Genomic DNA, 18,974 nt, shown 5'->3' on the forward strand with positions numbered 1-18,974 from the left:
TGAGAGTTTGGTGTCTTTATGTATCTGACAGGCATCTTTCCATTCGCCGAAGCGTTTCGCTAGCCTGAAAGTGCTACAATTCTCAAGATTAGGTAACCAAAAGAAAATATGTGTAACTAAATGTGTATATTTGGGAACTTTGTGAACCACCTCAAACTTCAGAGCGTCCTGGCGAATTAAGCGACAGGACATATCCTATATATATGAATTCCTTATGATTAATTTGGATAAAGGCATTTCATATAAACAGACACTAAACGACTCGTTTTTTCTTATGGCGCCGAAAAGCCTTCTGGATGGCTGTAAAACTGGTTGAAATTTGTGCTATCGCTTGAGAATGTAATAATCGCAATAAGAATGGGGTTTATTTTTTGTGGCTGGATATTTCGTGGAAATAAAACGTAACAACCAGGGATTGTGACGGGGTGATGGTTTAAAGAAGCTGACTTTGCGCTGACGAAAACTGACAATGCAGAATAAAATAATGGCCAGCACAAGCTGGCCATTTTAGTCTTTTACCGATTAGAAGCTGGCGTTACGTGGTGTACGTGGGAACGGAATCACGTCACGAACGTTCTGCACACCGGTCACGTAGGCGATCAGACGCTCGAAGCCCAGACCAAAACCAGCGTGCGGTACGGTACCGTAACGACGCAGATCGCGGTACCAGCTGTAGTCCGCAGGGTTGAGACCCATCTCTTCCATACGTGCGTCCAGCACGTCAAGACGCTCTTCACGCTGTGAACCACCGATGATTTCACCGATGCCCGGCGCCAGGACGTCCATCGCCGCCACGGTTTTACCGTCTTCGTTAAGGCGCATATAGAAGGCCTTAATGTCTTTCGGGTAGTTTTTAACGACAACCGGCGCTTTGAAATGCTTTTCGGCCAGATAGCGCTCGTGCTCAGACGCCAGGTCTACGCCCCAGTAAACCGGGTTCTCGAACTTCTCACCGCATTTCTCGAGGATCGCCACCGCGTCGGTGTAGTCCACCTGCGCAAAATCGGCAGAGACGAAGCGCTCCAGACGGGCTACTGCGTCGCTGTCTACGCGCTCGGCGAAGAATTTCATGTCGTCCGGACGCTCTTCCAGCACCGCTTTGAAGACATACTTCAGCATCGCTTCTGCCAGACCCGCAACATCGTCCAGGTTGGCGAACGCCACTTCAGGCTCCAGCATCCAGAATTCCGCCAGGTGACGACTGGTGTTGGAGTTTTCGGCACGGAAGGTAGGGCCAAAGGTGTAGATTTTAGACAGCGCGCAGGCGTACGTTTCGCCGTTGAGCTGACCGGATACGGTCAGGAAGGCCTCTTTACCAAAGAAGTCTTTGTCATAGTCCACTTTACCTTCCGGGGTGCGCGGCAGGTTTTCGAGATCCAGCGTTGAGACGCGGAACATCTCACCGGCGCCTTCCGTATCGGACGCGGTGATCAGCGGGGTAGACACCCAGAAATAACCCTGCTCATCGAAGAAACGATGCAGCGCCTGCGCCAGCGTATGACGTACGCGAGCAACCGCACCAATCAGGTTGGTACGTGGACGCAGGTGCGCCACTTCACGCAGATACTCAATGCTGTGACGTTTAGCCGCCATCGGATAGGTATCCGGATCTTCAACCCAGCCGGTGACTTCAATGGCAGAAGCCTGAATTTCGAAACTCTGACCCTGACCCGGGGATGCCACGACCACGCCGGTGACAATAACGGAACAGCCCGTCGTCAGGTGCAGAACGTCATCATTGTAATTGGGCAGAGAATTATTAATGACGGCCTGTACAGGATCAAAGCAGGAACCGTCATAGACGGCAAGGAAGGAGATGCCAGCTTTAGAATCTCGGCGGGTACGCACCCATCCGCGCACGGTGACTTCCTGGTCAACGGCGACACGGCCCTGGAGTACGTCGGCTACAGGCACAACGCTCATAATATTCTCTCTGTTAATAGTCGGAAAAAATAAACACTTGTCCACCCTTATGGGGGGATATCTATGTTACCTGCCATCCGCTATCAGACAAGTAAATTTCGCAGTCAAAAGAGAAGAATTGAGAAATAAATAAGAAGAGGGGAGCCATGAAGGCTCCCTTAAGCGCTTAACTGGCTTTTTTGATCTGGGGAAGATCGAAGGCTTTGCGCAATGCGCGGACAAACGCCTTGTCATGGCAGATGGTTTTGCCTGGGCTGTCGGAGAGTTTCGCCACCGGCTTGCCGTTACATTCCACCAGCTTTATCACGATATTCAGAGGTTTTACCTGAGGAATGTCGCAGGTTAACCGGGTACCAATCCCAAAACTCAGGTTCACTCTGGCGTTGAAATGGCGATAGAGTTCGACGGCTTTCGCCAGATCGAGGTTATCGGAGAAGACCAGCACCTTGCTCATCGGGTCAATGCCCAGTTTCTCGTAATGGGCAATGGCCTTCTCGCCCCACTCAATCGGATCCCCTGAATCGTGGCGTAATCCCTGATAACGCTCCGCAAATTCAGGTCCAAAGTCGCGCAGGAAAGCATCCATCGTAATACAGTCGGTGAGGGCGATCCCGAGTTGATTCGGGTACTCCTCAAGCCATGCGGCCAATGCCGCGCGCTGGCTGTTTGCCAGGTCAGGGCTGATCTGCTGATGCGCCTGGAACCACTCGTGTGCCTGGGTACCCATTGGCGTCAGGTTGAGGCGGCGGGCCAGATCGTAGTTACTGGTGCCCACGAACCATGGCTCCTGTTGCAGACGTTTAACGATGGCCTCCTGGACGTCGCGCGAAAAACGGCGACGGGTGCCAAAGTCCATCAGGCGGAAGCGGGACATGTCCAGCCCTGCGGTCAGCGTGGAGAAGTCAGCGAGCTTATTTTCCAGCGAGGCAACCGCCTGCGCTACGCCCGTTTCCGGTGAGCGATAGCGGTGAGCCAGTTCACTGATCACCGCCAGAAGCGGCACTTCCCACATGATCACTTCCCGCCACGGACCTTCAAGGCGAATATCCAGCTTGCCGTTATCGTTAACCACGGTGACCTGCTCCGGTCTATAGCGGAAATCGCGCAGCCAGTTCAGGTAGTCGGCTTTGAAGAAAGGCAGGCCAGAAAGCCACTGATATTCCTCGTCCTGCAGCGTCAGATGCTGCATAGCATTGACCTGTTCACGAATGGCGTCTGCGTAGATACCGAGCAAGTCGTCGCCACGGCAGCGGAATTCCGCCGCGACATGAACGTCATAATAATGGTGGAAAACGGCTTGCTGCATGTGCAGTTTATACGCGTCGGTATCCAGCAACGTATGCAGAACTGGAGAAGCGAATTGAGTCATAGGTGCGCAGTAGCATCCTCTCACAGGAGCGTTTAGTACAATAAACAACTCCGGAGTATACCTTGTTTAGTGATTTATTGAACCCCGATCACAACATAAGCGCGTTTTATGGTCGAGGGCATTTTGTGCCCCGTGTTATACAAATGTAGCAAAAAAAGGTGTTGACCCTGAAAAGATGAACATTCTGCATAGCGCGTTTTGCGCAACAGGAATATATTGAAACGTTACTCGACAAACGATGCATAAGGTTTTCTATGACACAACAGCCACAAGCCAAATACCGCCACGACTACCGTGCGCCGGATTATCTGATTAGCGAAATCGATCTGACTTTTGACCTGGATGCCACTAAAACCGTTGTCACGGCGGTGAGTCAGGTGACGCGCCACAGCGCAACTGCCGTGCCGCTGCGTCTGGATGGCGAAGACCTGACGCTGGTCTCCCTGCATATTAATGATGAAGCCTGGTCGGACTATAAAGAAGAAAACAACCAGCTGGTCATCGACAACCTGCCGGATCAGTTTACGCTGCGCATCGTGAATGAAATCAGCCCGGCCGCCAATACCGCGCTGGAAGGGCTGTACCAGTCTGGCGTGGCGCTGTGTACCCAGTGTGAAGCGGAAGGGTTCCGCCACATTACCTGGTATCTCGATCGCCCGGATGTCCTGGCGCGCTTCACCACCAAGATCATCGCCGATAAAACCCTGTATCCCTTCCTGCTCTCCAACGGCAACCGCGTAGGTGAAGGCGAGCTGGAGAATGGCCGTCACTGGGTTCAGTGGCAGGATCCGTTCCCAAAACCGTGCTACCTGTTTGCGCTGGTGGCGGGCGATTTCGACGTGCTGCGCGACACCTTCAAAACGCGCTCAGGCCGCGAGGTGGCGCTGGAGCTGTTTGTTGACCGTGGTAACCTGGACCGCGCGCCGTGGGCGATGACCTCGCTCATCAACTCCATGAAGTGGGACGAAGAGCGCTTCGGCCTCGAATATGACCTCGACATCTATATGATCGTCGCCGTTGATTTCTTCAACATGGGCGCAATGGAAAACAAAGGCCTGAACGTCTTTAACTCCAAATACGTGCTGGCGCGCACCGATACTGCCACCGATAAAGATTATCTCGATATCGAACGCGTCATCGGCCACGAATATTTCCACAACTGGACCGGTAACCGCGTCACCTGCCGCGACTGGTTCCAGCTGAGCCTGAAAGAGGGCCTGACCGTCTTCCGTGACCAGGAGTTCAGCTCCGATCTGGGGTCACGCGCCGTGAACCGCATCAACAACGTGCGTACCATGCGCGGCCTGCAGTTTGCGGAAGATGCCAGCCCAATGGCGCATCCAATCCGCCCGGATAAAGTCATCGAAATGAACAACTTCTACACCCTGACGGTGTATGAGAAAGGCGCTGAAATTATCCGCATGATCCACACTCTGCTGGGTGAAGAGAACTTCCAGAAAGGGATGCAGCTCTACTTCGAGCGTCATGACGGCAGCGCGGCCACCTGCGACGATTTTGTGCAGGCAATGGAAGATGCCTCTAATGTCGATCTTTCCCACTTCCGCCGCTGGTACAGCCAGGCAGGTACGCCGATTGTTACCGTCAAAGACGATTACAATCCAGAGACCGAGCAGTACACCCTGACCATCAGCCAGCGCACGCCGCCGACGGCAGAGCAGGAAGAGAAATACCCGCTGCATATTCCGTTCAGCATTGAGCTGTACGATAACGAAGGCAAAGTCATTCCACTGCAGAAGGGTGGCCACCCGGTACACCACGTGCTGAACGTGACCCAGGCCGAGCAGACCTTTATCTTCGATAACGTCTATTTCCAGCCGGTGCCTGCGCTGCTGTGTGAATTTTCCGCGCCGGTGAAGCTGGAGTACAAGTGGAGCGATCAGCAACTGACGTTCCTGATGCGTCACGCGCGTAACGACTTCTCCCGCTGGGATGCCGCACAAAGCCTGCTGGCGACCTACATCAAGCTTAACGTAAACCGTCATCAGCAGGGCCAGCCGCTGTCGCTGCCTGTTCACGTAGCTGACGCGTTCCGCGCGGTCCTGCTGGATGAGAAAATTGACCCGGCGCTCGCCGCTGAAATTCTGACCCTGCCGTCAGCAACGGAAATCGCGGAGTTGTTCGAGATTATCGATCCGATCGCGATCGTGGCGGTGCGTGAAGCGCTGACCCGTACGCTGGCTGCTGAGCTGGCGGACGAGTTCCTCGCCATTTATAACGCCAACAAGCTTGACGCTTATCGCGTTGAGCACGCGGACATCGGTAAACGTTCTCTGCGCAACACCTGCCTGCGCTATCTGGCGTTTGGTGAAACCGAGCTGGCGAACACCCTGGTGAGCAAGCAGTATCACGAAGCGGATAACATGACCGACGCGCTGGCCGCGCTGGGCGCAAGCGTTGCCGCCGAACTGCCGTGCCGCGATGCGCTGATGCAGGAGTACGATGACAAGTGGCATCAGGATGGCCTGGTGATGGACAAGTGGTTCATCCTGCAGGCGACCAGCCCGGCGGCCGATGCGCTCAGCAACGTGCGCAGCCTGCTGAAGCATCGCTCCTTTACCCTGAGCAACCCAAACCGCGTGCGTTCGCTGATTGGCGCGTTTGCCAGCAGCAACCCGGCCGCGTTCCACGCCGAAGACGGCAGCGGTTATCAGTTCATGGTGGAAATGCTGACCGAGCTGAACAGCCGTAACCCGCAGGTGGCGTCGCGTCTGATTGAGCCGCTGATCCGTCTGAAACGCTACGATGCGAAGCGTCAGGCGAAGATGCGTGCCGCGCTTGAGCAGCTGAAAGGGCTGGAAAACCTGTCTGGCGATCTGTACGAGAAGATTGCTAAAGCCTTAGCGTGATGTAGAAAAAAAAGCCCGGTGGGCAGGTAAACGCAAAACGGCAACCTCGGTTGCCGTTTTTAGTGTTTCCTTCCTCTCCCCGTGGGAGAGGGCCGGAGTGAGGGTGTCAGACATTAGCCTTAACTCGCCGCAACTCCGTTTCCCCTCGCTTCATCACCCGATCCAATACCTCAGCCTCCAGCTCCGCCAGTCTTGCCGAACCCACGCGACGGGGCCGCGGAAGATCCACAGTCAGATCCAGACCGATTTTCCCGTCCTCTATTAACAGCACCCGGTCGGCCATTGCGACGGCTTCACTCACGTCATGCGTCACCAGCAGTACCGTAAAGCCGTGCGCCTGCCAGAGGGATCCAATCAAATCCTGCATTTCGATTCGCGTCAGGGCGTCGAGCGCGCCCAGCGGTTCATCGAGCAACAGCAGTCCCGGACGGTGAATCAACGCCCGCGCCAGCGCCACGCGCTGCTTCTGTCCACCCGAAAGGGCAGCAGGCCACTCATCGGCGCGATTTTCCAGCCCAACGGCGGCCAGCGCCTGGCGGGCTTCATCCCGCCAGCTCCCCTTAAGGCCGAGCCCGACATTGTCGATAACCGTTTTCCACGGCAGCAGCCGCGCGTCCTGGAACATCATGCGGGTATCGTCCTGGATATTCGCAAGCGGCGTTGTCCCTGCCAGAATGTCGCCGCCGTTGGGGGCTTCCAGTCCGGCCAGCAGCCGTAGCAGCGTACTCTTGCCGCCGCCGCTGCGCCCGACAACGGCCACAAACTGTCCGGCGGGAATATGCAGATCCAGCCCGTTAAGAATGGTGTTTTCGCCGTAGCGTTTGGTGACGCCGTTCAGCAGTAACGGGGTCCCCTGATTCAGTCGTGCCGTATTCATGCTTTCGCCTCCTGAAGGGTATAGGCCGGGTTCCAGCGCAGCCAGCTGCGCTCCAGCCACTGGGCGCTGACGTCAGCGAGTTTGCCGAGCAGGGCATAAAGGATAATGGCAACCACCACCACGTCCGTTTGCAGGAATTCACGGGCGTTCATCGCCAGGTAGCCAATCCCGGAGTTAGCTGAGATGGTTTCCGCCACAATCAGCGTCAGCCACATCAGGCCGAGCGCAAAACGCACGCCGACCATAATGGAGGGCAGGGCGCCCGGCAGAATCACATGAATAAAGAGGGAAAAACCCGATAAGCCGTAGCTGCGCGCCATCTCTACCAGACCGCGATCGATATTGCGGATGCCGTGCCAGGTATTGATGTAAATCGGGAAGAGCGTGCCCAGTGCCACGAGGAAGATCTTGGCACTCTCATCAATTCCAAACCACAAAATGACCAGCGGGATCAGCGCCAGATGCGGCACATTACGCAGCATCTGGATGGAGGTATTCAGCAGCCGTTCACCCCAGCGTGAAAGGCCGCTGATCAGGCCCAGGACCAGCCCGATACTGCCGCCGATGGAAAACCCGATCACGGCGCGCCAGGAGCTGATCGCCAGGTGCTGCCACAGTTCTCCGCTAACGCTCAGCGACCAGAACGCTTCTACAACGCCCTCCGGAGAGGGCAGAATGCGGCTCGACAGCCAGCCGGTAGACGATGCGAGCTGCCAGAGCGCCACAATGCCGACGGGTAAAAACCACGGTGCGGCGCGCAGCAGCCATTTTTGTGAGGTGGCAGACATGGTCACTCCTTAGCTCTGTGCGGCTTTGCGTGGAATGAATTCGTTCGCCACGGCTTCGCCCTGAAGCTGGAGCCGCTGCGGCTGTGGCACCTCCGGAATGGCGACATCCAGGTGCGGGAACAGCAGTTCGCCCACCTTGTACGCCTCTTCCAGATGCGGATAACCGGAGAGAATAAAGCTGTCGATGCCCAGTTCGGCGTATTCATTGATACGCGCGGCCACGGTCGGGCCATCGCCGACCAGCGCTGTGCCTGCACCGCCGCGCACCAGACCGACGCCCGCCCACAGGTTCGGGCTGATCTCCAGGTTCTCGCGCTTGCCGTTGTGCAGGGACGCCATCCGGTGCTGCCCGACGGAGTCGGTTTTGGCAAATGCGGCCTGGGCTCTGGCGATCGTTTCATCATCCAGATGGGAGATCAGGCGGTCCGCCGCCTGCCAGGCTTCTTCATTGGTCTCGCGCACAATCACATGCAGACGGATACCGAAGCGCACCTTGCGGCCATGGGCGGCCGCCTTCGCGCGAACCTGGGCAATTTTTTCTTTTACCAGTTCAGGCGGTTCGCCCCAGGTCAGATAGAGATCGACCTGCTCTGCTGCCAGATCCTGCGCCACATCCGACGACCCGCCAAAATAGAGCGGCGGGCGCGGCTGCTGCACCGGCGGAAAGTAGAGCTTCGCGTCGCGAACGTGAATATGCTTGCCTTCAAAGGTAACGGTTTCCCCTTCCAGCAGGCGTCGCCAGACGCGGGTGAACTCGGCGGAGGCCTCATAGCGTTCGGTGTGGTCGAGGAACACGCCGTCGCCCGCCAGCTCCTGCGGATCGCTGCCCGTCACCAGGTTAAACAAGGCGCGGCCGTTGGACAGTCGGTCCAGCGTTGCCGCCTGACGTGCCGCCACGGTAGGAGAGACCACGCTCGGGCGTAACGCGACCAGGAATTTCAGACGCTGAGTGACCGGGATCATCGACGCGGCGACCAGCCACGCATCTTCACATGACCGTCCGGTCGGGATCAGCACCCCGGTGAAACCGATACGGTCCGCAGCCTGAGCAATCTGCTGCAGGTAGCCATGGTCAACCGGGCGTGAACCCTCTTCTGTGCCAAGATAGTGTCCATCACCGTGGGTGGGTAAAAACCAGAAAAGATTCAGACTCATGATTTAGCTCCTTCTTTGCCTGCGGGTTGCCAGATGCGTTCGCGAATAGTGACCTGTTTTGGAACCAGGTGGTTTTGATAGAAGAGGTCGGCTGTTTGCTGCTGAAGCGCGGCGACGTGCGCGTCAACGGGCGTAATGGTGGTCGGCGGGCGGTGGTTGAGATAGCTCGCGATCACCGGCTCAGGTAAGCCCATGGTTTTCGCCAGCAGGGCAATGCTCTCCTGACGCTGGCTCTGAGTCAGGGCATCGGCCTGGGTAAAGGTATCCAGCACGCCCTGAATAAATGCGCCGTTCTTTTCCGCATAAGGGCGCGCGGCCAGATAGAACGAGCCGGTCTGCTTCAGCGTGGTACCGTCTTTCAGCACGCGAACGCCGCCCTGCAGTAATGCGGCGGAGTAGTACGGATCCCAGATGGCCCAGGCATCAACGTTCTTCTGCTGGAACGCGGCGCGCGCGTCGGCAGGCGTCAGGTAAACAGGCTGAATGTCAGTGAACTTGAGCCCGGCCTCTTGCAGGGCACGCAGCAACAGGTTGTGTGAGCTGGAACCTTTCTGGAATGCGACCTTATGGCCTTTGAGATCGGCGACACTTTTGATATCGCTGTTTTCAGGCACCAGGATCACCTCGGCTTTCGGCTTGGGCGGCTCAACGCCTACATAGACGAGGTCCGCTCCCGCCGCCTGGGCAAATATTGGCGGAATATCGCCCGTGCTGCCGAGATCGATACTGCCCACGTTAAGGGCCTCCAGCATCTGCGGGCCGGCAGGGAACTCCACCCAGGAGAATTTGGTGTCCGGGAAGCGTTTTTCCAGAAGCTGGTGGCTTTTTGCCAGCACCATGCTGACGCTGCCTTTCTGATAGCCGATACGTAAGCTTTCCGGAGCCGTTTCTGCGGCATGGGCCAGCGAGGTAAATGCCATCAAACCGGCCAGTCCGATGCGGGTTAAGATTTTAAACATGGGCGACTCCTTGAGGCTGACCAAACGCCGGGGCCTGGATATCCCGGCGATGCAGGGCATGCCAGAAGGTTTCCAGAGCGTTATCGAGGCGGGTTTGCAGGTTGGGCGTAAAGTGGGGTTTGTGCTGATAGTCGATAACCTGTGAGTCATCGGCGAAAACGCCGTGGAGGATCTCCTGCGCTTTCAGCGCGTTCAGCACCGGCTTCAGGGCGTAATCCACGGCCAGTAAATGGGCAACCGTACCGCCCGTTGCCAGCGGCAGCACCACCTTTCCGTCCAGCGCGCGTTCCGGAAGCAGATCGAGCAGGGTTTTCAGCGCCCCGGAAAAAGAGGCTTTATAAATGGGCGTTGCCACGATCAGGCCGTCCGCGCCGTTAAGTTGCTCAATGAGGGTTTTCAGGGCGGGGCTGTCGAAACGGGCGTAGAGCAAATCTTCAGGTTCGAAGTTATGCAGGTTCCAGTGGCACACTTCCACATCCAGAGCATTCAGTTTTTCACGGGCATATTCCAGCAGGGCGCTGGAGCGTGACGGGAATCGTGGACTTCCGGCCAGGGTAATGACGCGCATACTTCCTCCTTATAACTAATTGTTTGCTTTTATCTAACATTCATAACAATTTTAAGGAGTGTGACACCGCGCGTTTATTCCACTAAATGATTTATCTGCAATTAAAATGCGAAAAAGTGCATAAGAAACAGGCGGGGAGGTAAACGATTGCGTTTTGCGCTGATTTTTTGCCGCAGGTCAATTCCCTTTCGCGCCGGGATCGCCCATAATCCCCTCCCGGTTTGCACACCGGGAATCCAGGAGAGTTCATGTACTACCCCTTCGTTCGTAAAGCCCTTTTCCAGCTCGACCCTGAGCGCGCTCATGAATTGACATTCCAGCAATTACGTCGTATTACCGGAACGCCTCTGGCCGCGCTGGTGCGCCAGCATGTGCCGGTAAAACCTGTGCAGTGCATGGGGCTGACCTTTAAAAATCCGCTGGGTCTGGCGGCCGGTCTGGACAAAAACGGCGAGTGCATTGATGCCCTGGGCGCGATGGGCTTTGGCTCCATTGAAATCGGCACCGTTACCCCGCGCCCGCAGCCGGGAAATGACAAGCCGCGCCTGTTCCGACTGGTGGAAGCCGAAGGGCTGATCAACCGCATGGGCTTCAATAACCACGGTGTTGATCACCTCGTTGAGAACGTTAAAAAAGCCCACTTTGACGGCATTCTGGGCATCAATATCGGCAAAAATAAAGACACGCCGGTCGAGCAGGGTAAAGATGACTATCTGATTTGTATGGAAAAAGTCTACGCCTATGCCGGTTATATTGCGGTGAATATTTCTTCCCCCAATACCCCGGGGCTGCGATCCTTACAATATGGTGAGGCGCTGGACGATCTTCTGAGTGCCATTAAAAATAAACAAAATGAACTCCAGTCGATCCACCATAAATATGTTCCGGTCGCGGTTAAGATCGCGCCGGATCTTTCTGCCGAAGAATTGATCCAGGTTGCCGACAGTTTAGTTCGTCATAATATTGATGGTGTGATTGCGACCAATACCACCCTCGATCGCTCCCTCGTGCAGGGAATGAAAAACTGTGACGAAGCGGGTGGGTTAAGCGGCCGTCCGGTGCAATTAAAAAGCACCGAAATTATTCGCGCTCTGTCTGCGGAATTAAATGGCCGTCTGCCGATTATTGGCGTCGGTGGCATTGACTCGGTGATTGCTGCGCGCGAGAAGATGGCAGCGGGTGCATCACTGGTGCAAATCTATTCCGGCTTTATTTTTAAAGGGCCGCCGCTGATTAAAGAAATCGTTACTCATATCTAATCTTTTCTCTTAATCAGACAACCAGGGCTTTATTTCCAGCCCTGGTTGTTTTATATTCCGTCACTGTTGCTTATTTAGACATTATAGTCTTTTATTAATGGTGTTATAAACGAAGCGGCGATCAGGACATTTTTAGTACAGGACGTTTCGGGGACGGGAGAGAAACATGCGAATTAAACCTGACGATAACTGGCGCTGGTATTTTTGCGACGAGCATGACCGAATGATGCTCGACTTAGCCAATGGCATGTTGTTTCGCTCTCGTTTTGCCCGCCGAATGTTAACCCCGGACGCCTTTTCCCCGTCAGGCTTTTGCGTTGATGACGCTGCGCTGTATTTCTCCTTTGAGGAAAAATGTCGCGATCTGGTGCTCTCGAAAGAGCAGCGTGCCGAACTGGTATTAAATGCGCTGGTGGCTATCCGTTTCCTGAAACCGCAAATGCCAAAGAGCTGGCATTTCCTGCCGCACGGCATGAACTGGACCCCGGCAACGGGTGATGCGGCCAGCGTCAATCTGAGCGATACCGCAGAAGAGGTGAGCCTGCTGGTGGTGGAGCCCGGCGAAAATGCCGCGCTCTGTTTGCTGGCCCAGCCCGGCGTGACGATTGCCGGGCGGACAATGCAGCTTGGGGATGCCATTAAGGTTATGAACGACAGGCTGAAGCCCCAGCTTCGCGTGGATGCCTTCAGCCTCGAGCAGGCGGTTTAAGCTTCCAGCTGTACGGACGTTTTCGGGACGCAGCTACAGCACAGAATTGTGCCGTCATTTCCAATTGCCGATTTTTTCAACGCACTCACTTCGCCATCCACCAGCCTGATGCGGCAGCATCCGCAAATTCCCGCGCGACAGGAGTAGGGGATGCGGATCCCTGCTTGTTCCAGCTGCTCAAGCAATACCTGCTGGTTATTACCCCGGATCACGTTGCCCTGCCAGTGAATCTCTACCGCAGCGGCGACGTTTGTCTCAACGTCGACAAACTCCTCTTCCTGACCCGAGCCGTACACCCTTGCTGGCCCACGGGCGAGCACTTCTACCTCATCACCGACGCGGATCGCGCCGCAGGAGCGCGGGATCAGGTTCTGGCCGAAATCGACATCACCGTTATCCTGCGCGGTGCGGAATGACTGCAGCGTCTTCAACGGTTCGCCGGAAGGGTGCTTCTGGCCTTTCTCCGGGCTGACCGTCGTGAAAATGCAGCGGCTGCACGGCTTCACCACGTCAAAAATGACGCTGCCAATGCGGATCACTTTCCAGGTATCTTCGTCCCAGGCCTCTGCACCCGTCACCACCAGATTCGGACGGAACTGTTCCATCTGAACGCTGGCTTTGCAGCGGCTTTGTAAATCACGCAGCGAGGCTTCGTTGGTCAGCAGGAACGGGAAGCCATCGGCGAAGGAGAGAGGAACGGCGTCGTGGCGCTTCACGCGACGCGTCAGTTCAGGCCCAACCCAGCGCAGCTGCACGTCACGGGAAAAGAAGCCGCTCAGCCAGCGGTTAATCTCATCCGGGGCGATGCGCGCGGTAAAATGATTACCCCACACTTCCGTTGGCGCATCGACGGGCGCAAAATCAGCAAAGCGAATCACCGCGCTGGAACCGTCCGGCGCGGTAAGGTGCAAACCGTCGTGAAGCGGGGAAGGGGTAAAGCGAACCATCTGAGGGAACTGGCGTGCGGTAATGAACGTACCGTCAGGCTCGGTGACCATAAAAATACGATCGAAGGCAAATCCGCTCATGTCGGCCAGCGCGTGAGAGACGCCGATGCCGCGCATGGATTTCACCGGATGAATAAAAAGCCTGGATAACGTCGCCACTGCACACTCCCTCGAATGAAAATAAGCCTTCAACTTTATGACATACACGCCATATTAGCTATAATGCGCGACAATTTTCTAAGAGTAAAAGTGACGATATGAATTCTCTGTTTGCCAGTACGGCCCGTGGGCTGGAAGAGCTGTTAAAAACTGAACTGGAAAGCCTGGGCGCGCAAGAGTGCCAGGTGGTTCAGGGTGGTGTCCATTTTGAGGGCGACACGCGGCTTATTTACCAGAGCCTGATGTGGAGCCGCCTGGCGTCGCGCATCATGCTGCCGATGAAGGAGTGCAAGGTCTATAGCGACCTTGATCTCTATACCGGCGTACAGATGATCGACTGGACAGAGATCTTCACCCCGAATGCCACCTTTGCGGTGCATTTCAACGGCGTGAACGACGAGATCCGCAACAGCCAGTACGGTGCCCTGCGCGTAAAAGACGCCATTGTGGACTGCTTCACGCGTAAAAATAAGGAACGTCCCAACGTCGATCGTGAAAACCCCGATCTGCGTATTAACGTCTGGCTGAACGGCGACACGGCGAGTATCTCCCTCGATCTGAGCGGCGCGGGCCTGCACCTGCGCGGCTACCGCGATCGTACCGGTATGGCACCCATCAAAGAGACCCTGGCGGCCGCGATTGTGATGCGCTCCGGCTGGCAGCCGGGCACGCCGCTGCTCGACCCGATGTGTGGTTCCGGTACCCTGCTGATTGAAGCGGCCATGCTGGCCACCGACCGCGCGCCGGGACTGCACCGCGGCCAGTGGGGCTTCAAGGGCTGGGCGCAGCACGATGAAGCGCTCTGGAAAGAGGTCAAAGACGACGCGCAGACCCGCGCGCGCAAGGGGCTGGCGGAATATACCTCTCATTTCTACGGCTCCGATAGCGACCCTCGCGTCATTGAGCGTGCGCGCAGCAACGCCCGCCGTGCCGGTATCGGCGAGCTGGTTACCTTTGAAGTGAAAGACGTGGCGAACCTGACTAACCCGCTGCCAAAAGGCCCGTACGGTACCGTCATCAGCAACCCGCCATACGGCGAACGTCTCGATAGCGAACCGGCGCTGATTGCCCTGCACAGCCTGCTGGGCCGCAATATGAAGGACCACTTCGGCGGCTGGAACCTGTCTCTGTTCAGCGCCTCGCCGGAGCTGCTGAGCTGCCTGCAGCTGCGCGCCGATCGCCAGTTTAAAGCGAAAAACGGCCCGCTGGACTGCGTGCAGAAAAACTACCATCTGGCGGAGAAGGCGGCCGACAGCAAGCCGTCCGGCGTGGCGGAAGATTACGCCAACCGCCTGCGCAAGAACCTGAAGAAATTTGAGAAGTGGGCGAAGCAGGAGGGCATTGAATGCTATCGCCTGTACGATGCCGACCTGCCGGAGTACAACGTGGCGGTTGACCGCTACGCGGACTGGGTGGTGATTCAGGAATATGCGCCGCCGAAAACCATTGATGCGCAAAAAGCGCGTCAGCGCATGCTGGACGTCATTGCCGCCACCATCGCCGTGCTGGGTATTGCGCCAAACAAGCTGGTGCTGAAAACGCGTGAACGTCAGAAAGGCAAAAATCAGTACCAGAAGATGGGCGAGAAGGGCGACTTTATCGAAGTGGGCGAATACAACGCGCGCCTGTGGGTCAACCTGACCGACTATCTGGATACCGGTCTGTTCCTTGACCACCGTATCGCCCGACGCATGCTGGGCCAGATGAGTAAAGGCAAGGACTTCCTGAATCTCTTCTCCTATACCGGCAGCGCCAGCGTGCATGCCGGTCTGGGCGGCGCGCGCACCACCACCACGGTGGATATGTCCCGTACCTATCTGGAGTGGGCGGAGCGCAACCTGCGTCTTAACGGCTTAACCGGACGTCAGCATCGCCTGATGCAGGCTGACGTGCTGGGCTGGCTGCGCGATACCGACGAGCAGTTTGATCTGATCTTTATCGATCCGCCGACCTTCTCCAACTCCAAGCGTATGGAAGATAGCTTTGATGTACAACGCGATCACCTGCGCCTGATGACCGACCTGAAGCGCCTGCTGCGCAAAGGCGGCACCATTATGTTCTCGAACAACAAACGCGGCTTCCGTATGGATCATGACGGCTTAGCAGCCCTGGGACTGAAAGCACAAGAAATCAGCCAAAAAACGCTGTCTCAGGACTTTGCCCGTAACCGTCAAATCCATAACTGCTGGTTGATTACCGCGGTCTGAAAGGAAAAATAAATGTCTTTAATTAGTATGCACGGCGCGTGGCTCTCTTTCAGCGACTCACCGCTTCTCGACAATGCAGAACTGCACATCGAAGATAACGAGCGCGTCTGTCTGGTGGGCCGTAACGGCGCGGGTAAATCCACGCTGATGAAAATCCTTAACCGCGAACAGGGGCTGGATGACGGACGTATTGTTTACGAGCAGGATCTGATTGTCTCCCGCCTGCAGCAGGATCCACCGCGTCACGTGACCGGCAGCGTTTACGATTTCGTGGCGGAAGGGATCTCCGAGCAGGCTGAATACCTGAAGCGCTATCACGAGATTTCGCATCTGGTGATGACCGATCCGAGCGACAAAAACCTCAACGAACTGGCGAAAGTGCAGGAGATGCTCGATCACCACGGTCTGTGGCAGCTTGAAAACCGCATTAATGAAGTGCTGGCACAGCTCGGCCTGGAACCCGATATGGAGCTGTCGGCGCTCTCCGGCGGCTGGCTGCGTAAAGCGGCCCTGGGTCGCGCGCTGGTCAGCGGGCCGAAGGTGCTGCTGCTGGACGAACCGACCAACCACCTGGATATCGAAGCGATCGACTGGCTGGAAGGTTTCCTGAAAACCTTCAGCGGCACCATCATCTTTATCTCACACGACCGTTCGTTTATCCGCAATATGGCGACGCGCATTGTCGACCTCGACCGCGGCAAGCTGGTCACCTATCCCGGCGATTACGATACGTATCTACTGGAGAAAGAAGAAAACCTGCGCGTGGAAGAGCTGCAGAATGCCGAGTTCGACCGCAAGCTGGCGCAGGAAGAGGTCTGGATCCGCCAGGGCATCAAAGCCCGCCGTACCCGTAACGAAGGCCGCGTGCGCGCTCTGAAGGCGATGCGTCGCGAGCGCAGCGAACGCCGTGAAGTGATGGGCAGCGCCAAAATGCAGGTGGAAGAGGCGTCCCGTTCCGGCAAGATTGTTTTTGAAATGGAAAACGTCAACTATCAGGTTGACGGTAAAGTGCTGGTGAACGATTTCTCCGCGCAGGTCCAGCGCGGCGACAAAATCGCCCTGATTGGCCCGAACGGCTGCGGTAAAACCACGCTGCTGAAGCTGATGCTGGGCCAGCTGCAGGCCGACAGCGGACGCATTCACTGCGGGACCAAGCTGGAGGTCGCCTACTTCGACCAGCACCGCGCGGAACTGGATCCGGACCGCACGGTGATGGACAACCTCGCCGAAGGTAAGCAGGAAGTGATGGTGAACGGCAAGCCGCGCCACGTGCTGGGCTACCTGCAGGACTTCCTGTTCCATCCGAAACGCGCCATGACGCCGGTGCGCGCGCTGTCCGGCGGTGAGCGAAACCGCCTTCTGCTGGCGCGCCTGTTCCTGAAGCCAAGCAACCTGCTGATCCTCGATGAACCGACTAACGACCTGGATGTCGAAACGCTGGAATTACTCGAAGAGCTGATTGACGGCTATCAGGGCACCGTGATGCTGGTCAGCCACGATCGTCAGTTCGTTGATAACACCGTGACCGAGTGCTGGATCTTCGAAGGTGAAGGGCGAATTGGTCAATATGTCGGCGGTTATCACGATGCAAAAGGGCAACAGGCACAGTCGCTGGCGACGAAGCAGTCAAAGCCCAAAATAAGTGCTGAACCTGCTGTAACAAAAGCAGAAACTGTCAAGAAAACCTCGGCTAAACTAAGCTATAACCTGCAGCGCGAACTGGAGGGGCTACCGCAGCGTCTTGAAGAGCTGGAGGCCGCGCTTGAGGATCTGCAAACTCAGGTTGCTGATGCGTCATTCTTTACTCAATCGCATGACTATACTCAGAAAGTACTGTCAGAACTGTCCGCGGCTGAAAAAGCCCTGGAAGAAGCATTTGAGCGCTGGGAGTACCTTGAGTCTCTGAAAAACGGCGCATAAACAGGGATAACATATGTGTGACCAGCACCATGCCGACAGGCATATTTTATGCTCGCAATGCGATATGCTCGTGGCGTTGCCAGAGCTTGGTCACGGACATAAAGCCCTGTGTCCACGTTGCGGTGCGACGTTGACAACCGAGTGGGACGCGCCGCGGCAGCGTCCCACTGCTTACGCTCTGGCAGCCTTATTTATGCTGCTGCTCTCCAATCTCTTCCCCTTCATCTATATGAAGGTGGGGGGGATCACCAGCCAGGTGGATTTGCTTGAAATCCCGGGCGTGATGTTCTCGGAAGATTACGCCAGCCTGGGGACCTTTTTTCTCCTGTTTGTCCAGATAGTCCCGGCTTTTTGCCTGGTCGTCATCCTTTTGCTGGTGAACCGCGTCAGGATGCCGGCACCGCTGAAAATCCGACTGGCGCGTATTCTTTTTCAGCTCAAAAGCTGGGGGATGGCCGAGATCTTTCTGGCGGGGATTCTGGTCAGCTTCGTGAAGCTGATGGCGTACGGCGACGTGGGGATTGGCAGCAGCTTTATTCCCTGGTGTCTGTACTGCGTTCTGCAGCTGCGCGCCTTCCAGTGTGTGGACAGGCGTTGGGCGTGGGACGATATCGCGCCAGCGCCGACGCTTGCTCAGACGGTGAAGGTCGGGGTGCCCGGCATTCGCCAGGGGCTTCGCTCGTGTCCGTGCTGTACCGCCGTGCTGCCCGCCGATCTCGACGTCTGTCCGCGCTGCGAAACAAAGGGGCACGTACGCCGTAAAAATAGCCTGCAGTGGACGATGGCGCTGCTGGTCACGTCCGTCATGCTGTATCTGCCAGCCAATATTCTGCCAATCATGATCACCGATTTGCTCGGTGACAAAATGCCCTCGACGATCCTCGCCGGGGTGATACTGCTCTGGGGCGAAGGTTCCTATCCGGTCGCTGGCGTCATCTTTATCGCCAGTATTATGGTGCCCACCTTAAAAATGATCGCCATCGCCTGGCTCTGTTGGGATGCGAAAGGTCATGGGAAACGCGATAGCGAACGCATGCACCTGATTTATGAAGTGGTCGAGTTTGTCGGACGCTGGTCAATGATTGACGTGTTTGTCATCGCCGTTCTCTCTGCGCTGGTGCGGATGGGCGGTTTGATGAGTATTTATCCTGCGATGGGGGCTTTAATGTTTGCACTGGTCGTGATCATGACCATGTTTGCGGCCATGACCTTCGACCCTCGTTTATCGTGGGATCGTGAGCCTGAATCAAGCCATGAGGAAGAGTAA

Annotated in this window: 14 protein-coding genes; 6 read left to right on the top strand and 8 right to left on the bottom strand. The window is 56.4% G+C overall.

What is annotated here, in order from left to right; translation table 11 throughout:
• Positions 1-522 precede the first annotated feature (522 nt).
• The gene (gene asnS, locus ACMGGU_RS05770; protein WP_023615887.1) at positions 523-1,923 is read right to left on the bottom strand and encodes an asparagine--tRNA ligase; all 1,401 of its coding nucleotides are present in this window, start codon (positions 1,921-1,923) and stop codon (positions 523-525) included.
• Positions 1,924-2,089: 166 nt separating this feature from the next.
• A complete protein-coding gene (gene pncB / locus ACMGGU_RS05775) occupies positions 2,090-3,292 on the bottom strand; it encodes a nicotinate phosphoribosyltransferase (RefSeq protein ID WP_048027215.1) in 1,203 nt (400 codons plus the stop codon).
• Between the two features lie 254 nt (positions 3,293-3,546).
• Between pncB and pepN the strand changes: the two genes are divergently transcribed.
• Positions 3,547-6,159 (top strand): aminopeptidase N, encoded by a 2,613-nt coding sequence (gene pepN, locus ACMGGU_RS05780; RefSeq protein WP_196346079.1) that lies wholly within the window; start codon positions 3,547-3,549, stop codon positions 6,157-6,159.
• 106 nt (positions 6,160-6,265) lie between these two features.
• Here pepN and ssuB read toward each other — a convergent pair whose 3' ends face one another.
• From ssuB to ssuE, 5 genes are read right to left on the bottom strand one after another with little or no spacing between them, the layout of a single operon-like run.
• Positions 6,266-7,036, bottom strand: a complete 771-nt coding sequence (gene ssuB, locus ACMGGU_RS05785; RefSeq protein WP_196346080.1) for an aliphatic sulfonates ABC transporter ATP-binding protein — start codon at positions 7,034-7,036, stop codon at positions 6,266-6,268.
• The gene (ssuC, locus tag ACMGGU_RS05790) at positions 7,033-7,824 is read right to left on the bottom strand and encodes an aliphatic sulfonate ABC transporter permease SsuC (protein WP_420300323.1); all 792 of its coding nucleotides are present in this window, start codon (positions 7,822-7,824) and stop codon (positions 7,033-7,035) included. Before ssuC ends, ssuB begins: the two co-directional genes overlap by 4 nt.
• Before the next feature lie 9 nt (positions 7,825-7,833).
• Positions 7,834-8,979, bottom strand: coding sequence for an FMNH2-dependent alkanesulfonate monooxygenase (gene ssuD, locus ACMGGU_RS05795; RefSeq protein ID WP_045908372.1), 1,146 nt, complete (start codon positions 8,977-8,979; stop codon positions 7,834-7,836).
• Entirely contained in the window at positions 8,976-9,938 is a 963-nt protein-coding gene (locus ACMGGU_RS05800) for a sulfonate ABC transporter substrate-binding protein (protein ID WP_048027225.1), read from the bottom strand. Before ACMGGU_RS05800 ends, ssuD begins: the two co-directional genes overlap by 4 nt.
• Positions 9,931-10,506, bottom strand: coding sequence for an NADPH-dependent FMN reductase (ssuE, locus tag ACMGGU_RS05805; RefSeq protein WP_008499940.1), 576 nt, complete (start codon positions 10,504-10,506; stop codon positions 9,931-9,933). The genes ACMGGU_RS05800 and ssuE overlap by 8 nt, the downstream gene beginning before the upstream one ends.
• 248 nt (positions 10,507-10,754) lie before the next feature.
• Between ssuE and pyrD the strand changes: the two genes are divergently transcribed.
• Both pyrD and zapC read left to right on the top strand, forming a co-directional pair.
• Positions 10,755-11,765 (top strand): quinone-dependent dihydroorotate dehydrogenase, encoded by a 1,011-nt coding sequence (pyrD, locus tag ACMGGU_RS05810; RefSeq protein ID WP_023618346.1) that lies wholly within the window; start codon positions 10,755-10,757, stop codon positions 11,763-11,765.
• Between the two features lie 166 nt (positions 11,766-11,931).
• Positions 11,932-12,474 (top strand): cell division protein ZapC, encoded by a 543-nt coding sequence (gene zapC / locus ACMGGU_RS05815; protein WP_032651189.1) that lies wholly within the window; start codon positions 11,932-11,934, stop codon positions 12,472-12,474.
• Here zapC and ACMGGU_RS05820 read toward each other — a convergent pair.
• A complete protein-coding gene (locus ACMGGU_RS05820) occupies positions 12,471-13,580 on the bottom strand; it encodes a YcbX family protein (RefSeq protein WP_420300324.1) in 1,110 nt (369 codons plus the stop codon). The two genes, zapC and ACMGGU_RS05820, sit on opposite strands and share 4 nt — an antisense overlap.
• A gap of 98 nt (positions 13,581-13,678) precedes the next feature.
• Here ACMGGU_RS05820 and rlmKL point away from each other — a divergent pair, with 98 nt between their 5' ends.
• Genes rlmKL through pqiA form a run of 3 tightly spaced genes read left to right on the top strand, consistent with a single transcriptional unit; the run spans position 13,679 to position 18,974 of the window.
• Positions 13,679-15,787 carry a bifunctional 23S rRNA (guanine(2069)-N(7))-methyltransferase RlmK/23S rRNA (guanine(2445)-N(2))-methyltransferase RlmL gene (rlmKL, locus tag ACMGGU_RS05825; protein WP_196346082.1) on the top strand — a complete coding sequence of 703 codons (2,109 nt, stop codon included), beginning with the start codon at positions 13,679-13,681 and terminating at the stop codon, positions 15,785-15,787.
• A gap of 12 nt (positions 15,788-15,799) precedes the next feature.
• Positions 15,800-17,707 carry an ABC transporter ATP-binding protein gene (locus tag ACMGGU_RS05830; RefSeq protein ID WP_196364796.1) on the top strand — a complete coding sequence of 636 codons (1,908 nt, stop codon included), beginning with the start codon at positions 15,800-15,802 and terminating at the stop codon, positions 17,705-17,707.
• A 13-nt stretch (positions 17,708-17,720) separates the two neighbouring features.
• The gene (pqiA, locus tag ACMGGU_RS05835) at positions 17,721-18,974 is read left to right on the top strand and encodes a membrane integrity-associated transporter subunit PqiA (RefSeq protein WP_008499934.1); all 1,254 of its coding nucleotides are present in this window, start codon (positions 17,721-17,723) and stop codon (positions 18,972-18,974) included.

It is taken from the genome of Enterobacter sp. BNK-8 (assembly GCF_048685095.1).
Lineage (GTDB): Bacteria > Pseudomonadota > Gammaproteobacteria > Enterobacterales > Enterobacteriaceae > Enterobacter > Enterobacter quasiroggenkampii.

Coding starts and splice junctions, on each gene's coding strand:
- ACMGGU_RS05800 (WP_048027225.1), bottom strand. CDS start 9,938: ATGTTTAAAATCTTAACCCGCATCGGACTGGCCGGTTTGATGGCATTT.
- ACMGGU_RS05830 (WP_196364796.1), top strand. CDS start 15,800: ATGTCTTTAATTAGTATGCACGGCGCGTGGCTCTCTTTCAGCGACTCA.
- ssuB (WP_196346080.1), bottom strand. CDS start 7,036: ATGAATACGGCACGACTGAATCAGGGGACCCCGTTACTGCTGAACGGC.
- pncB (WP_048027215.1), bottom strand. CDS start 3,292: ATGACTCAATTCGCTTCTCCAGTTCTGCATACGTTGCTGGATACCGAC.
- rlmKL (WP_196346082.1), top strand. CDS start 13,679: ATGAATTCTCTGTTTGCCAGTACGGCCCGTGGGCTGGAAGAGCTGTTA.
- ssuC (WP_420300323.1), bottom strand. CDS start 7,824: ATGTCTGCCACCTCACAAAAATGGCTGCTGCGCGCCGCACCGTGGTTT.
- asnS (WP_023615887.1), bottom strand. CDS start 1,923: ATGAGCGTTGTGCCTGTAGCCGACGTACTCCAGGGCCGTGTCGCCGTT.
- ssuD (WP_045908372.1), bottom strand. CDS start 8,979: ATGAGTCTGAATCTTTTCTGGTTTTTACCCACCCACGGTGATGGACAC.
- pqiA (WP_008499934.1), top strand. CDS start 17,721: ATGTGTGACCAGCACCATGCCGACAGGCATATTTTATGCTCGCAATGC.
- ssuE (WP_008499940.1), bottom strand. CDS start 10,506: ATGCGCGTCATTACCCTGGCCGGAAGTCCACGATTCCCGTCACGCTCC.
- pyrD (WP_023618346.1), top strand. CDS start 10,755: ATGTACTACCCCTTCGTTCGTAAAGCCCTTTTCCAGCTCGACCCTGAG.
- zapC (WP_032651189.1), top strand. CDS start 11,932: ATGCGAATTAAACCTGACGATAACTGGCGCTGGTATTTTTGCGACGAG.
- pepN (WP_196346079.1), top strand. CDS start 3,547: ATGACACAACAGCCACAAGCCAAATACCGCCACGACTACCGTGCGCCG.